The sequence below is a fragment of the Flavobacterium sp. HBTb2-11-1 genome (genome assembly GCF_009826975.1).
Taxonomy (GTDB): Bacteria; Bacteroidota; Bacteroidia; order Flavobacteriales; family Flavobacteriaceae; genus Flavobacterium.
In genome coordinates this window covers 144,528-158,334 of record NZ_WUMO01000009.1, presented here as the reverse complement: position 1 = coordinate 158,334, position 13,807 = coordinate 144,528, and the positions used below count along the sequence as shown (strand labels likewise).

At 34.5% G+C, this 13,807-nt stretch carries 16 protein-coding genes; 8 read left to right on the top strand and 8 right to left on the bottom strand.

The features are described from left to right. Positions 1 to 98 precede the first annotated feature (98 nt). The 3 genes from GR162_RS19120 to trmD form a co-directional block, all read right to left on the bottom strand. Positions 99 to 2,318 (bottom strand): NADP-dependent isocitrate dehydrogenase, encoded by a 2,220-nt coding sequence (locus tag GR162_RS19120; protein ID WP_160783420.1) that lies wholly within the window; start codon positions 2,316 to 2,318, stop codon positions 99 to 101. Positions 2,319 to 2,598: 280 nt separating this feature from the next. Further along, on the bottom strand, positions 2,599 to 2,949 hold the full coding sequence (gene rplS / locus GR162_RS19115; RefSeq protein ID WP_008462155.1) for a 50S ribosomal protein L19: 351 nt from the start codon (positions 2,947 to 2,949) through the stop codon (positions 2,599 to 2,601). A gap of 214 nt (positions 2,950 to 3,163) precedes the next feature. Further along, positions 3,164 to 3,844, bottom strand: a complete 681-nt coding sequence (gene trmD / locus GR162_RS19110) for a tRNA (guanosine(37)-N1)-methyltransferase TrmD (RefSeq protein WP_008462158.1) — start codon at positions 3,842 to 3,844, stop codon at positions 3,164 to 3,166. Positions 3,845 to 4,025: 181 nt separating this feature from the next. On the opposite strand from trmD, the gene GR162_RS19105 reads away from it, so the two are divergent. The 7 genes from GR162_RS19105 (at position 4,026) to GR162_RS19075 (ending at position 9,398) form a co-directional block, all read left to right on the top strand. Then, the gene (locus GR162_RS19105) at positions 4,026 to 4,376 is read left to right on the top strand and encodes a hypothetical protein (RefSeq protein WP_008462159.1); all 351 of its coding nucleotides are present in this window, start codon (positions 4,026 to 4,028) and stop codon (positions 4,374 to 4,376) included. Between the two features lie 205 nt (positions 4,377 to 4,581). Further along, positions 4,582 to 5,454 (top strand): sugar phosphate isomerase/epimerase, encoded by an 873-nt coding sequence (locus tag GR162_RS19100; protein WP_160783419.1) that lies wholly within the window; start codon positions 4,582 to 4,584, stop codon positions 5,452 to 5,454. A 9-nt stretch (positions 5,455 to 5,463) separates the two neighbouring features. Beyond that, a complete protein-coding gene (locus GR162_RS19095) occupies positions 5,464 to 6,333 on the top strand; it encodes an archaemetzincin (RefSeq protein WP_160783418.1) in 870 nt (289 codons plus the stop codon). Positions 6,334 to 6,335: 2 nt separating this feature from the next. Beyond that, positions 6,336 to 6,677: a cupin domain-containing protein gene (locus GR162_RS19090; protein ID WP_160783417.1), complete on the top strand. Its 342-nt coding sequence runs from the start codon at positions 6,336 to 6,338 to the stop codon at positions 6,675 to 6,677. A 210-nt stretch (positions 6,678 to 6,887) separates the two neighbouring features. Further along, entirely contained in the window at positions 6,888 to 8,030 is a 1,143-nt protein-coding gene (locus GR162_RS19085) for an MFS transporter (protein WP_237421398.1), read from the top strand. A 42-nt stretch (positions 8,031 to 8,072) separates the two neighbouring features. Continuing rightward, positions 8,073 to 9,005, top strand: a complete 933-nt coding sequence (locus GR162_RS19080) for a peptidylprolyl isomerase (RefSeq protein ID WP_008462165.1) — start codon at positions 8,073 to 8,075, stop codon at positions 9,003 to 9,005. Between the two features lie 93 nt (positions 9,006 to 9,098). Beyond that, on the top strand, positions 9,099 to 9,398 hold the full coding sequence (locus GR162_RS19075; protein ID WP_160783415.1) for a cytochrome c: 300 nt from the start codon (positions 9,099 to 9,101) through the stop codon (positions 9,396 to 9,398). Between the two features lie 103 nt (positions 9,399 to 9,501). Here GR162_RS19075 and GR162_RS19070 read toward each other — a convergent pair whose 3' ends face one another. From GR162_RS19070 to GR162_RS19060, 3 genes are all read right to left on the bottom strand, one after another. Beyond that, positions 9,502 to 9,894 carry a GreA/GreB family elongation factor gene (locus GR162_RS19070; RefSeq protein WP_008462169.1) on the bottom strand — a complete coding sequence of 131 codons (393 nt, stop codon included), beginning with the start codon at positions 9,892 to 9,894 and terminating at the stop codon, positions 9,502 to 9,504. Positions 9,895 to 10,276: 382 nt separating this feature from the next. After that, positions 10,277 to 10,831, bottom strand: coding sequence for a thioredoxin family protein (locus tag GR162_RS19065; RefSeq protein WP_160783414.1), 555 nt, complete (start codon positions 10,829 to 10,831; stop codon positions 10,277 to 10,279). A 128-nt stretch (positions 10,832 to 10,959) separates the two neighbouring features. Beyond that, positions 10,960 to 11,853 carry an alpha/beta fold hydrolase gene (locus GR162_RS19060; RefSeq protein ID WP_160783413.1) on the bottom strand — a complete coding sequence of 298 codons (894 nt, stop codon included), beginning with the start codon at positions 11,851 to 11,853 and terminating at the stop codon, positions 10,960 to 10,962. Positions 11,854 to 11,982: 129 nt separating this feature from the next. Here GR162_RS19060 and GR162_RS19055 point away from each other — a divergent pair, with 129 nt between their 5' ends. Continuing rightward, on the top strand, positions 11,983 to 12,318 hold the full coding sequence (locus GR162_RS19055) for a tRNA-binding protein (RefSeq protein WP_160783412.1): 336 nt from the start codon (positions 11,983 to 11,985) through the stop codon (positions 12,316 to 12,318). A 70-nt stretch (positions 12,319 to 12,388) separates the two neighbouring features. Here GR162_RS19055 and GR162_RS19050 read toward each other — a convergent pair whose 3' ends face one another. Next, positions 12,389 to 12,934: an alpha/beta hydrolase gene (locus tag GR162_RS19050; protein WP_160783411.1), complete on the bottom strand. Its 546-nt coding sequence runs from the start codon at positions 12,932 to 12,934 to the stop codon at positions 12,389 to 12,391. Between the two features lie 24 nt (positions 12,935 to 12,958). Next, entirely contained in the window at positions 12,959 to 13,783 is an 825-nt protein-coding gene (locus tag GR162_RS19045; RefSeq protein WP_160783410.1) for an alpha/beta hydrolase, read from the bottom strand. Positions 13,784 to 13,807: the final 24 nt, after the last annotated feature.

The window sequence follows — 13,807 nt, the reverse complement described above, 5'->3', positions numbered from 1 at the left end:
TTCTTACGGAACTTTTGTTAAACATAAGTTAAGATAAAAAAAGGACAACCTTTCGAGTTGTCCTTTTACTTATTTAGAAATACAAAATGTATTCTGAATTATTTGATTTTAGCAACAATAGCGTTGAAAGTTTCGCTAGGACGCATTGCTTTGCTTACCAATTCTGGAGTTGGCTGGTAGTAACCTCCAATGTTTTGAGGTTTACCTTGTGCACCGATTAATTCAGCATCGATTTTAGCTTCGTTAGCTTCAAATTCAGCAGCAATTGGAGTAAAGATGGCTTTCAATTCAGCATCTTTAGTTTGAGCAGCCAAAGCCTGAGCCCAGTAGAATGCTAAATAGAAGTGAGAACCTCTATTGTCAATCTGACCCACTTTACGTGCTGGAGATTTATCGTTTGCTAAGAATTTATCATTAGCTTGGTCTAAAGTCTCAGATAAAACAATTGCTTTAGAATTGTCTAAAGTTTGCCCTAAATGCTCTAAAGAAGCACCAAGAGCTAAGAACTCTCCTAATGAATCCCAACGTAGGTATCCTTCTTCTGTAAATTGCTCAACGTGTTTAGGAGCAGAACCTCCAGCACCAGTTTCGAACAATCCACCACCATTCATTAATGGAACAATAGAAAGCATTTTTGCAGAAGTTCCTAATTCTAAGATTGGGAATAAATCTGTTAAGTAGTCACGTAAAACGTTTCCAGTTACAGAAATTGTATCTAAACCTTTGATGATTCTATCTAAAGTAAATTCAGTAGCAGCAACTGGGTTTAAAATACGGATATCTAAGTTTGTAGTATCGTAGTCTTTAAGGTATTTTTGAACTTTTACGATCAATTCTCTATCGTGCGCTCTGTTTTCGTCTAACCAGAAAACAGCAGGAGTGCTAGATAAACGTGCTCTGTTTACAGCCAATTTAACCCAGTCCTGAATAGGAGCATCTTTTGCTTGACACATTCTGAAAATATCGTTTGCTTCAACGTTTTGTTCCATTAAAACATTTCCGTTTTGGTCAACCACACGCACAACACCATCACCTTTAATTTGGAAAGTTTTGTCATGAGAACCGTATTCTTCCGCTTTTTGAGCCATTAATCCAACGTTAGGAACACTTCCCATTGTTTTTGGATCGAAAGCACCATGTTTTTTACAGAAATCGATCGTTGCAGTATAAACACCAGCATAAGATCTGTCTGGAATAACTGCAAATGTATCTTGCTGTTTTCCTTCTTTGTTCCACATTTGTCCAGAAGTACGGATCATTGCTGGCATAGAAGCATCAACGATTACATCTGAAGGAACGTGTAAGTTTGTAATTCCTTTTTCAGAATTAACCATTGCCAAAGCTGGTCCGTTTGCGATTGCTTGATCGATAGCGGCTTCAACTTCTGCTTGTTCAGGTCTTCCGGCAATTTTAGCATAGATATCACCTAAACCGTTTCTTGTGTCAACGTTTAATTCAGCAAATAAAGAAGCGTATTTTTTGAAAACATCTGCAAAATATACTTCAACGATAGCGCCAAAGATAATTGGATCAGAAACTTTCATCATGGTAGCCTTTAAGTGTACAGAAAGTAAAACTCCTGCAGCTTTAGCTTCAGCAATTACATCAGCAGCAAAAGCTTTTAATTTGTTTACACTTAAAACAGAGCTGTCAATGATTTCTCCGGCTTTTAATGGAGTACTTGCTTTAAGAACAGTTGTGGTTCCGTCTTTAGCAACAAATTCGATTTTTACATCATTAGCTTCGTTTACAGTCAATGATTTTTCACTTCCGTAGAAGTCACCGCCTGACATAGAAGCTACCTTAGTTTTTGAGTCAGCAGACCAAGCACCCATTGAGTGTGGATTTGCTTTTGCAAAGTTTTTAACTGCTCTTGGAGCTCTACGGTCAGAGTTTCCTTCACGTAAAACTGGGTTTACAGCAGAGCCTAATACTTTTGCATATTTTGCTTTAATTTCCTTTTCAGCATCGTTTTGCGGATCTTCTGGGAAATTTGGTACGTTGTATCCGTGCGATTGTAATTCAGCAATTGCCGCTTTTAATTGCGGTACAGATGCTGAGATATTTGGTAATTTAATAATGTTAGCTTCTGGCTGAGTTGCTAATTGGCCAAGTTCTGCCAATGCATCTCCAGTTTTTTGAGCATCTGTCAAAGAATCTGAGAAGTTTGATAAAATTCTTCCTGCCAGCGAAATATCTCTGGTTTCGATTTCAATTCCAGCTGTTGCTGTAAAAGCTTGAACAATTGGTAAAAGAGAGTAAGTTGCCAATAAAGGCGCCTCATCAGTTAAGGTGTAAAAAATTTTTGATTTTGTCATTTTCTTTTTTTTTTATAATCGTATCGTCAGGAGTTAACGATGTAAAAGATATATTCGGCTCAAAATGAGCGGAGCAAATATAATAAAATCACAACGAAAACGGTTGAGTTTTCCCGAGAAAAGACGAAATTAACAGATTGTTATTTCGAGCTCGTTAAATTGCTAAATCGATGATTTTGGTATTAAAAAATTACAGTTTTGTTAGTGTTGAAAATGGAACATAAAAAAAACTCGTTTCAAAGAGTATGAAACGAGTTTTTTATAACATTTTGATAAATGATTATCTTCTTTTGTCTTTAATCTTAGCTTTTTTACCAGTAAGTTGTCTGAAGTAGAAAATTCTAGCTCTACGTACAGCACCTTTCTTGTTCACTTCGATTTTTTGTAAAGCTGGTAAATTTACTGGGAAGATACGCTCAACACCAACAGATCCAGACATTTTACGGATAGTAAAAGTTTCTGTAACACCAGAACCTCTTCTTTGAATAACAACTCCTTTAAAAAACTGAGTTCTTGTTTTTTCACCCTCTTTAATTTCGTAGAAAACAGTGATTGTGTCTCCAGCTCCGAAATCTGGGAAATCTTTTTTAGCAACGAATTCGTCTTGAACGAATTTTAATAAATCTGCCATGATAATTTAAATTATGGTTTTATATTAGAGCAACATTCACGGATCTCGCCAGAGGTTGGTCAAATTCGGGTGCAAATGTAAAAAATAATTATAAATTATGAATATAAATTGTAAATTATTTTTAGTTTGTTTTGTTTCAAGTTTAAGGTTTCAAGTTGTTGCTCTCTAGAGTTTTAACTTAAAACAAAAGCAGCTTTAAACTTGAAACTAAATTTTAATGTCCTTCCAATAAATCTGGACGTCTATTTTTAGTATGTTCGTAGGCCATGTCTTCACGCCATTTATCTATTTTGGCTGCATGTCCGCTGGTTAGTACTTCTGGAACTTTCCATCCTTTATAGTCTGCAGGTCTTGTATAAATTGGACCTGATAATAAATTGTCTTGAAAACTATCAGTCAATGCTGAGGTCTCGTCACTTAAAACGCCAGGAATTAATCTGATTAGAGCATCGGATAAAACTATGGCACCCAATTCTCCTCCAGATAAAACGTAATCCCCAATAGAAATTTCTTTTGTAATGAAGTGATCTCTAACTCTTTGGTCAACACCTTTATAATGTCCGCATAAAATAATAATGTTTTCATACATCGACATTTTGTTAGCCATTTTTTGATTTAAAGTTTCACCGTCAGGAGACATATAAATTACTTCATCATATTCGCGCTGGCTTTTCAAATGTGTGATGCAATCATCTATCGGCTGAATTGTCATTACCATTCCAGCACCTCCACCAAAAGGATAATCATCCACACTTTTCTGTTTGTTGGTGCTATAGTCACGAAGATTGTGAAAATGCACTTCGACCAAACCTTTGTCAATGGCGCGTTTCATAATAGAAGCCTCAAACGGACTTCTTAATAATTCAGGTAAAAGAGTAATAATGTCAATTCGCATTTCTATTCGATAATTTCTTGCTGGCAAAGATACAAATAATGCTATTGAGTGGTTTGATAATAATTATATAACATACTTAATAAATTGTGTAAAATTTATTGCATTAACTTTAAGTATTATTACAATCCTAATTATCAAGGTTTAATAGCCAAAATCCAAAACATAAATTCAATCCCTTATTATGAAAAAAACAATATTACTGCCTGTAGTACTTGCGCTATTTTTTTCCTGTGCAAGCACTAATTCTGCTACAGTAGCTGTAGGAGAAGCCAAATCGAAAGTGCTTAAAACTTTAGGAAATCCTATAAGGACTTTAGATAATAATCAAAATGGAGAAATTCTAGTTTATGCAGATCAGGTTTTTACTGATGATGGTACGTCATTGGCAGGATCAAATTACTGGCGCTACAATTATGTGTATATAAATAAAGATGGGAAAGTCACATCGACACGACAAGAAAAACAGAATTATCCGCCGCAAGCAATTGATTCTCAAAAACAGGCCGGTTTGTACCAACTGACATCTAAATAATTTTTCCGATTATCATGAAACAATTCGTATTTTTAAAATTAATTTTGAAAATACGAATTGCTTATTTAATGACTTCATCCAAAATAAAAATACTCGCCATATCTGGCGGCATCAGAAAATAACTCCAGTAGCTTCAAAATTTCGCAGAAAACTTTAAAAATCAATTTTTATAATATATTTACTTTCTGAAATTTAAATCATTAAAATGATTAGCAGAAGAAACTTTATCGTAACCACAGGTCTTGCTGCAACTGCAGTTTTGGCTTCACCATCATTTGCACTTACTATGAATAAAAAAGAAATAGGTTTACAGCTGTATACGCTTCGTGATGAACTTCCTAAAGATGTAAAAGGAACTTTAGAAAAAGTTGCCAAAGCAGGTTATACGACTGTTGAGACATACGGTTTTTCAATTAAAGATCAATTTTGGGGATTAACGCCTAAAGAATTAAAAAAGATTTTAGATGATAATGGATTAAAAGCGGTTAGTGGACATTATAATTTGGGAAGTTTTTTGTACGACGGAAATACTGCAGAATTAATCTCAGCAATTGAGGCAGCAAAAGTTCTTAAAAATGAATTTCTGACTGTTCCATGGATAGATGAGCCTTTTAGAAGAAGTATAGAAGATTATAAAAAGATCGCTGCTCGCGTAAATGAAGCTGCAAAAATGTGCAAAAAAGCAGGTTTAAAACTGGCTTATCACAATCATGATTTTGAGTTTAAGAAGTATGATGGCGTTACAGGTTACGAAATTCTATTAAAGGAAACCGATAAAGATTTGGTGTATTTCGAGCTAGATTTATACTGGGTAGTTCATTCTGGCAATGATCCTTTGAAACTATTTAAAGAAAATCCAGGCCGTTTCAAAATGTGGCATGTGAAAGATAAAGACAGAAATAACAATGATTTAAATACTGAAATTGGTGCTGGAACAATTGATTTTAGACCTTTCTTCGCAGCAGCAAAACAATCAGGAATGGTTCATTTTTTTGTAGAACAGGAAAATAATTTTGTTTCCAATTCTTTTGATTCGATAAAAACGAGTTGTGATTTTATTTCGAAAAATTTAATCTAATTCGTCTTTATGAAGAAATTTCTTTTGCTGGTATTTGTGATTGTTTTGTCTTGCAACTCTAAGAAAAGTGATTACTTTGAGGCTATTGCGGAAAATGATATAAAACTTTTTCCTCCAAAACCAGGTGATTGGTTGTATTCTTATAAAGAAAGCGGGCAGAATTTTGAGCAGTTTCTTAATTCAAAACATATAATTCCAACAACAGAAAATAATATTATTTATCTCCAGCCAATAGGAAAATTTGATTCGTTGCAAAGCAAGCAAATAAAATTAGTTGAAGAATATTTGAGAATATTTTTTCAATTGAAGACAAAAACGCTTGATAATGTTTCAAATGATGTTATTCCGAAACATGCTAGAAGAATTGGTCCAGATCAAAATGAACAATTTCTGGCAGGATTTATTTTGGATAGTGTTTTAAAGAAAGAAAAGCCTCAAAATGGGATTGGATTAATGGCTTTGACAGAAGTGGATTTGTATCCAAAACCAGAATGGAGTTTTGTTTTTGGCTTGGCGTCATACAGAGATAGAATTGCAGTAAGTTCAATTTACAGGTTGTATGACAAAAGATTACAGAATAAAGATTTTAATTTGTGTTTAGAAAGATTATTGAAAATTTGTTCCCATGAAATTGGACATATGTTTGGCTTACATCATTGTATTGACGCGAATTGTGTAATGAACGGAACAAATAGCTTATCAGAGACAGATGAACATACATTGAGATTGTGTTCTAATTGCCAAAGAAAATTAAATTCGAGTATAAAATACGATAATAAGAAAAGATTAATAGAGCTGGAAAAGTATTTTAAGAGAAATAATTTGGCTACGGGAGCTGAATTGATGAAAAAAGATTTTGAAAAAATTAAAAATAAATAGAAATGAGTAATAGCAGAGAATTTATAAAAGGAGACGAAATCGAATGGGAAGTAGTCGGTGAAGGAATCAAACGCAAGATTTTGGCTTTTGACGAAAGAGTGATGTTGGTAAATGTACATTTTGAAAAAGACGGAATCGGCACTTTGCACGACCATTATCATTCTCAAGTTACTTATATCGCAAGCGGAAAATTTGATGTAACGATTAGCGGTGTAACACAGACCTTAAAAGAAGGAGATAGTTTTTATATTCCGCCTCACGCTGTTCATGGAGTTGTATGCTTGGAAACAGGTATGTTGACAGATGTTTTTAGTCCTGCAAGAGAAGACTTTTTACAATATTAAAAAAATAAAAAATCAGTTAAAATCTGCGTTTTCGCGATAGCGAATCTGCATTATCCGCGTTCTAAAAACAGACACGGATTAAACGGATTCGCTATCGCGAAGACGCGGATTTACGCGGATTTAATTTAAAAAAAACTTAAATTATAGGTTTAGGTTAAATATAGATGGTATTTTTGCAACATGAATTTATCTAAAACTAATGTACTGTTTATGGCAGTTTGCACTGGTCTTATAGTTGCAAATCTTTATTACTGCCAGCCTTTGATTGTTTTAATTGCCAACGAATTTAAAATTCCTGAAGCCAGCGCCGGAACAATAACCTATCTAACGCAAGCAGGTTATGCAATCGGACTGTTTTTTATGGTGCCTCTTGGCGATAAAATAGAACGTAAAAAGCAAATTTTAATGACCACTTTTGCGACTGTAATTGCCTTATTAATTGCAGCAACAGCCAAAAGTTTTCTTGTTTTGCAGATTGCTTCACTGTTAATCGGAATCACTTCGATTGTACCGCAGCTTATATTGCCTTTGGCCGCTTCTTTGAGCGCGCCTGAACAAAGAGGAAAAGTTGTTGGAACGATCATGAGTGGACTTTTAGTCGGCATTTTGCTTTCACGAACATTAAGTGGATTTATTGGTCAGGTTTTGGGTTGGAGATCGATGTTTTATATCGCAGCCGGAATTTGTCTTTTGATCTTTTTTGTCATTCAAAGTAAATTTCCAATTAATAAACCTCAGTTTAAAGGAACTTACGGGCAATTGATTCAGTCGCTGTTTACGCTTATAAAAACACAGCCTGTTTTGCGTGAAGCAACTGCAATCAACGTTTTCAGTTTTGCTCAGTTTGGAGCTTTCTGGACTACAATGGTTTTGTTGCTTTCGGGAGAGCCGTTTCATTTCAATAGTGCTACAATCGGATTGTTCGGAATTGTTGGAGCTTCTGGAGCTTTGGCTGCGCCTTTGGTTGGAAAACTAGGTGATAAAGGAAACTCAAGAATTGCAGTAGGTTATGGCTGTTTATTGGTTTTAATCAGTTTTATAACTTTTTATTTTGCTATTGAAAGCGTAATCGGAATTGCAATCGGAATTGTGTTTATTGATATCGGAATTCAAGGTGTTCATATTTCAAACCAAACACGAGTATATTCGCTATTGCCAGAAGCAAGAAATAGATTGAATACCGTATTTATGTCACTGACATTTTTAGGAACAGCGGCAGGATCTGCATACGGCTTATTATTATGGAAATTTGGCGGATGGCCAGCTGTAACAATCGGATGTATGGCTTTATCTTTATTATCATTGACGATTTACGGACTTACTTATAAATCAAAAAAAGCGCAAATTGATTAAAAAATTAATTTGTAAATTTGCGTTCAAATTAAAAATAACAACATGGAAAACGGAATATACGCTAAATTCAATACTAGCAAAGGTTCAATTTTAGTAAAATTGACTCATGATTTGACACCAGGAACTGTAGGTAACTTTGTTGCTCTTGCAGAAGGAAATATGGAAAATAAAGTGAAACCTCAAGGACAAAAATTCTATGACGGATTAACTTTCCACAGAGTAATTGCAGATTTCATGATTCAAGGAGGTTGCCCAAAAGGAACTGGAACGGGAGATCCAGGTTACAAATTTGATGACGAATTTCACCCAAGTTTAAAACACGATCGTCCAGGAGTTTTATCTATGGCAAATTCTGGCCCTGGTAGCAATGGTTCTCAATTTTTCATTACTCACGTTCCGACTCCTTGGTTAGATAACAAACATAGTGTTTTCGGACATGTTGTTGAAGGACAAGACGTTGTTGATGCTGTTGCTCAAGGTGACAATTTAGAGTCTGTTGAAATTATCAGAGTAGGTGAAGAAGCTCAAAAATGGAATGCAATTGAAGCTTTCATTGGTTTAAAAGGTGCTCGTATGAAACGTGAGGCAGCTTTAAAAGCAGAATCTGAAGCAAAAATGGAACAATTGGCTGCTGGTTTTGATAAAACAGAAAGCGGTTTACGTTATAAAATGATTCAAAAAGGTGAAGGTAAAAAGGCTGAAGCTGGAAAAACAGTTTCTGTTCACTACGAAGGATCTTTAGAAAACGGAAAAGTATTTGATTCTTCTTACCCACGTAAAAAACCAATCGAATTCAAATTAGGAATTGGACAAGTTATTGAAGGATGGGACGAAGGTATTGCTTTATTGCAAGTGGGTGACAAAGCTCGTTTTGTAATTCCTTCTGATTTAGCTTACGGTCCATCTGGTGCTGGAGGGGTTATCCCGCCAAATGCAGTTTTAATTTTCGACGTTGAATTAATGGACGTAAAATAAGAGTTTACAAGCAATTTAGCATTGTTTTAAATAATAATCCCATATGTTATGCCATATGGGATTTTTTTATATTTACTATATAAAATTAAGACAATGAAAAACTTTTTAATCCTAGCAGGACTTGCGGTATTTGTGGTTTCTTGCGGAACTCAAAAAAAAGCTGCAGTTGCAAAAACTCCTGCTGAAGCTCCAAAAACGGTTGCTTTAACGCCTGAATTAGAAGCAGGCAAAAATTTGTATGATAATAGTTGTGCAAAATGCCACAAATTGTACGAACCTAAAAAATTCACAAAAGAAGAATGGACGCCGATTTTGGTAAGAATGGGTAAAAAAGCAAAATTAGATGAAGCTCAAGTGGCATCAATTACGAATTATGTTGATTCGCAATTGTAATCTGGATTTGAGAAAAGCATAAAAAAACTGTTCAATTGAACAGTTTTTTTATTTTCAGATAGATATAAAAAAAACACCGTCACAGAATGAGGTGTTTTGAAACTTAAGAATGATGTACAGCTGAATTGTCTACAGCAATTACCTTTAAAGTTTTAATTCCGGCAGGCAATTCCCAATCTACTTCATCATTTTCTTTAAAACCAATAATAGCAACACTTAAAGGTGCTAGAATTGAAATTTTAGATTGTTTTACGTCTGCTGCAGAAGGTAAAACGATTTGAATTTTCATTTGTTTTTTGGCTTTTACATCTTCAATTGTTACAATAGAATTAATTCTTATAACTGAGTCTAGTTCGCTTTCTTTGCTAATTACAGCGCGGTCTAATTCTTGCGAAAGCTGATTGGCTTCTTTAGTATTTGTTGAATTTTTACTTTTTAAAATCAATTCTCTTAAAAATTGATAATCTGATTTACAGAATGTGGGTGTTGGTTTCATATCTATATTGAATTTATTGTTATAAAATTTAAATGGTTTATTCTTCTTTCGAATATTTACAAACAAAAAATTTCTAAGTCCTGAAAATGGCAAAGAATCAAAAATGCTTAATCTGGAAAAATAAAAAAATATCTGATCAAAAAATGATTTTTGTCAAATAAGGAAATGTTTAAGCTGATGTAAATCCTCCGTCAAAAGAAGAAAAAAGTGAAGTAGACGGAGGCCTAATTAATAAAGGCCTTATTATGCGAAATAATTACAGCAGGAAGCGGTTTTGCTATGCAAAACGGCTTTATAGAGGCTGTATGTGATATTATATTTCCCACAAGGATTGTTAAATTGAACCGCAAATATACGTAATCTTTTTGAATTTAGTGAGGTTTTACTTCCATTTAATGCCACAACCCAAACTTGGTTTTTGTGGTTCTTTTAAACTTCGATTATAAATTAAGGCATCAATTGCTCCTCTTAAATCACTTCCGCTAAGGGGAATTCCATTGCCTGGTCTCGAATCATCTAATTGCCCGCGATAAAATAATCTGTCTTGATTGTCAAATAAATAGAAATCTGGAGTGCAAGCAGCTTGATACGCTTTTGCGGTTTCTTGGGTTTCATCGTATAGATAAGGAAAATCAATTTTATTTTCCATTGCAAAGTCTGTCATTAATTCTGGAGCGTCTTGAGGATACTTTACTACATCATTGCTAGAAATAGCGATTACTCCAATTCCTTGAACGCGATAATCATTTGCAATCATGACAATTTCGTTAATTACATGATGCACAAACGGGCAATGGTTGCAGATGAACATAACCAAAGTACCTTTTGAACCTTTTAAATCTTCAAAAGAGAAAGTATTGTTCGAGTTGGTATCTTTTAAATAGAAATCAGGTGCAACTGTCCCTAAAGGAAGCATTGTTGATTCAGTTCGTGCCATTTTATCTGAAATTTGATTTCCAAAAATAGCTTTAAAAAACTATAAATAAAAGAGCACAAGAATAAAAAATACCCAAAGAAAGCAGTTAGCCTATAAAGCTTGCTTCTTTGGATACTTTTTTTATTTTTTTATGAATTTAGGAATTCCAATAAATCTTCGTTTAGCTTTTCTCTGTCAGTATAAAATAAACCATGTGGAGCTCCCGCATATTCGATATAAGTGTTGTTTGCAATGGATTTTGCTGCTTTTCTTGAAGTAAGATCAATAGGCACAATTTTATCATCGTCTCCATGAATGATAAGAGTTGGCACTTTAATAAAAAAAAGTTCTTCTCTAAAGTCAGTATACGAAAATGATTCGGCACATTTTAAAGTGGCTCTCGGAGAAGCTACAGCACATAAGTTTCTATAATATTCTAATAATGGAGTGCTAACTGGTTTGTTGATAATGTTCACGCCAAAAAACGTTTTTCCAAAATTATCTACAAATGCGATTCTGTCCTCTTTGATTGCCGCTGCTGTATTTTCACTTTTTTCTTTTGGGTGCCCGTCTGGATTATCATGAGTTTTTAAAAGAAATGGAATAATGGACGAAATTAAAGCTGCTTTAACAACGCTTTTTCCGCCATGACGGCTAAAGTAACGAACCACTTCACCGCCACCCATAGAAAAACCTACAAGAGTTACGTTTTCTAGTTCCAATTGTTCGATAATTTCTTTCAGATCATCTGCCAAAGTATCATAATCGTAACCATCCCAAGGCTGAGAAGATTTTCCAAATCCTCGTCGGTCATAGGCAATTACACGATAATTGTTTTGGACCAAATGATCAATCTGATATTCCCACATTTCGTTAGAGAGAGGCCAGCCATGAATTAGGATTACAGGTTTCCCTTGACCATAATCTTTCACATAAAGCCTTACGTTTTGAGCGGTTTCTATATATTTATCGGTGTGAACCTGTTTTAGATTAGATTCAAAATCTTTAATTGACATGCATGCATTTGGTTCAGTATGTTCCATGTTATATCTTTTTACGTGAGTATTTTCGTTTTTCTTCACGTAAAGTTAGATGTAAGGAAAAGAAACAGGTTATAGAATTAGGTGCATTAATTACAAAATTTATAGGTTTGTAAATAATACAATTTAAAAATGGATTTAACCTGGAACGAATTTGAGCGCAGCGATATGCGCGTAGGAACTATTATAGAAGTAAACGATTTTCCCGAAGCAAGAAAACCAGCCTATCAACTGACAATTGATTTTGGTTCAGAAATCGGAATTAGAAAATCATCGGCACAAATCACAAAACGATATCAAAAAGAAGATTTGTTAAATCGCCAGATTGTTGCAGTTGTAAATTTCCCAAGAAAGCAAATAGGAAAATTTATGAGCGAATGTTTGGTGCTTGGCGCTGTTGGCGAGGAGGGAGATGTGATTTTATTAGCTCCGGATTTTAGAATACCAAATGGATTAAGAATTGGATAGTTTTTTTTAGTTTTCAGTCGCAGTCGCAGTGTTCAGTTTAGGACTGTTTACTGAGACTGCGACTGAACACTTAACCAATTTTTTCAATAAACTGTTTAAGAATCAATTGTCCTTCTTCCCAATATTTCAAATCAGAATCAGAGTTGATATGGCCTTGCTGGCCAATATTTACAAAATCGCTTCCCCATTTTTCAGCGAAGAGTTTTTTTCTTTCAAAAGAAGCATAAGGATCATTTTCGCTTGCAACGACTACAGACGGAAATGGTAATTTATAAAGAGGTATTGGTGAAAAATTTCTTATGGATTCTGGTGTGTGTTGAGGTGAGTCAACATCAGCAGGAGCGACTAAAAAAGCGCCGATAATATTCGGATTATGGTATTTTTCTGCCCAATGCAAAACCAATGAAACAGCCAAGCTGTGTGCCACTAAAATAGTGGGTTTATCAAGATTAGAAATATTTTCGTTTAATCGGTCAAGCCATTCTTCTAGAATTGGTTCATCCCAATTGTCTTGTACAACGCGAATTGAGTTTTCAAATTTTTTATGCCAAAAAGTTTGCCAGTGTTTTTCTCCAGAATCTCCAAGTCCTGGTATAATTAATAGTTGTGTCTCCATTGCCGTGGAATTTTTATTTAGTGATTATTTTTTACGTTCTTTTAAAATTCGGTTTACTTCATTAACCAAAAGCGGAAAACCAGGTTCTGTCATTCCGTGGCCGTAACCATCCAATTCGTATAATTTTGTTTGCGTATGTCCAACCAGTTTCATCATTCTGGCCATGTATGCGTTTTCTTCATAACGCCCAAGCATTTCCAGTTCGCGATCTCCAGTAATTAATAACATTGGCGGAGCGTCAGCACGAACATGATACAACGGAGCAAATTGGTCAATTGTTGGTTGTTTTTCAGGAATTCCGTTTTCTCTTCTAATTTCGAAATGCGTAATGCATTGTCCGCTAAACGGAATAAGTCCAGCAATTTGATTGGCGTCAATGTTTTCTTTTTGAAGATATTTCTTATCTAAGCCAATCATCATTCCTAAATATCCTCCTGCAGAATGTCCAGAAACAAAAATCTGAGATTTATCGCCACCATAATTCGAAATAGTATTAAAAGCCCAAGCAACAGCTGCGGCAGCATCTTCAATAGCTTTTTCGGCTTTTACTTTTGGAGACAATCTATAATTTACTCCAATAATTGCAAAACCTTTGTTTTTTAAAGCTTCTGGGATTTCTTTGTTTCCGCCAGTCAATCCGCCGCCGTGAAACCATACGATTGTGGCAAATCCAGTTTTGTTTTTAGGGTAATAAATATCCAACACACATCTTTCGCTGATATATTTATCGGACTTATTTACAGCTGCACTATAATATTGGATATTATTTTTCGTTTCATATTCTATATTCTGGGCAGATAATGAAATTCCGTAAAGGAAGAAGCTTAGGAGAATAATTAATTTTTTCATTTTTTGTTGGTTAAAAGTAAAATG

Bases quoted from the DNA above. Each gene is read 5' to 3' on its own strand.
- GR162_RS19120 (WP_160783420.1), bottom strand. From the start codon at position 2,318: ATGACAAAATCAAAAATTTTTTACACCTTAACTGATGAGGCGCCTTTA.
- rplS (WP_008462155.1), bottom strand. From the start codon at position 2,949: ATGGCAGATTTATTAAAATTCGTTCAAGACGAATTCGTTGCTAAAAAA.
- trmD (WP_008462158.1), bottom strand. From the start codon at position 3,844: ATGCGAATTGACATTATTACTCTTTTACCTGAATTATTAAGAAGTCCG.
- GR162_RS19105 (WP_008462159.1), top strand. From the start codon at position 4,026: ATGAAAAAAACAATATTACTGCCTGTAGTACTTGCGCTATTTTTTTCC.
- GR162_RS19100 (WP_160783419.1), top strand. From the start codon at position 4,582: ATGATTAGCAGAAGAAACTTTATCGTAACCACAGGTCTTGCTGCAACT.
- GR162_RS19095 (WP_160783418.1), top strand. From the start codon at position 5,464: ATGAAGAAATTTCTTTTGCTGGTATTTGTGATTGTTTTGTCTTGCAAC.
- GR162_RS19090 (WP_160783417.1), top strand. From the start codon at position 6,336: ATGAGTAATAGCAGAGAATTTATAAAAGGAGACGAAATCGAATGGGAA.
- GR162_RS19085 (WP_237421398.1), top strand. From the start codon at position 6,888: ATGGCAGTTTGCACTGGTCTTATAGTTGCAAATCTTTATTACTGCCAG.
- GR162_RS19080 (WP_008462165.1), top strand. From the start codon at position 8,073: ATGGAAAACGGAATATACGCTAAATTCAATACTAGCAAAGGTTCAATT.
- GR162_RS19075 (WP_160783415.1), top strand. From the start codon at position 9,099: ATGAAAAACTTTTTAATCCTAGCAGGACTTGCGGTATTTGTGGTTTCT.
- GR162_RS19070 (WP_008462169.1), bottom strand. From the start codon at position 9,894: ATGAAACCAACACCCACATTCTGTAAATCAGATTATCAATTTTTAAGA.
- GR162_RS19065 (WP_160783414.1), bottom strand. From the start codon at position 10,831: ATGGCACGAACTGAATCAACAATGCTTCCTTTAGGGACAGTTGCACCT.
- GR162_RS19060 (WP_160783413.1), bottom strand. From the start codon at position 11,853: ATGGAACATACTGAACCAAATGCATGCATGTCAATTAAAGATTTTGAA.
- GR162_RS19055 (WP_160783412.1), top strand. From the start codon at position 11,983: ATGGATTTAACCTGGAACGAATTTGAGCGCAGCGATATGCGCGTAGGA.
- GR162_RS19050 (WP_160783411.1), bottom strand. From the start codon at position 12,934: ATGGAGACACAACTATTAATTATACCAGGACTTGGAGATTCTGGAGAA.
- GR162_RS19045 (WP_160783410.1), bottom strand. From the start codon at position 13,783: ATGAAAAAATTAATTATTCTCCTAAGCTTCTTCCTTTACGGAATTTCA.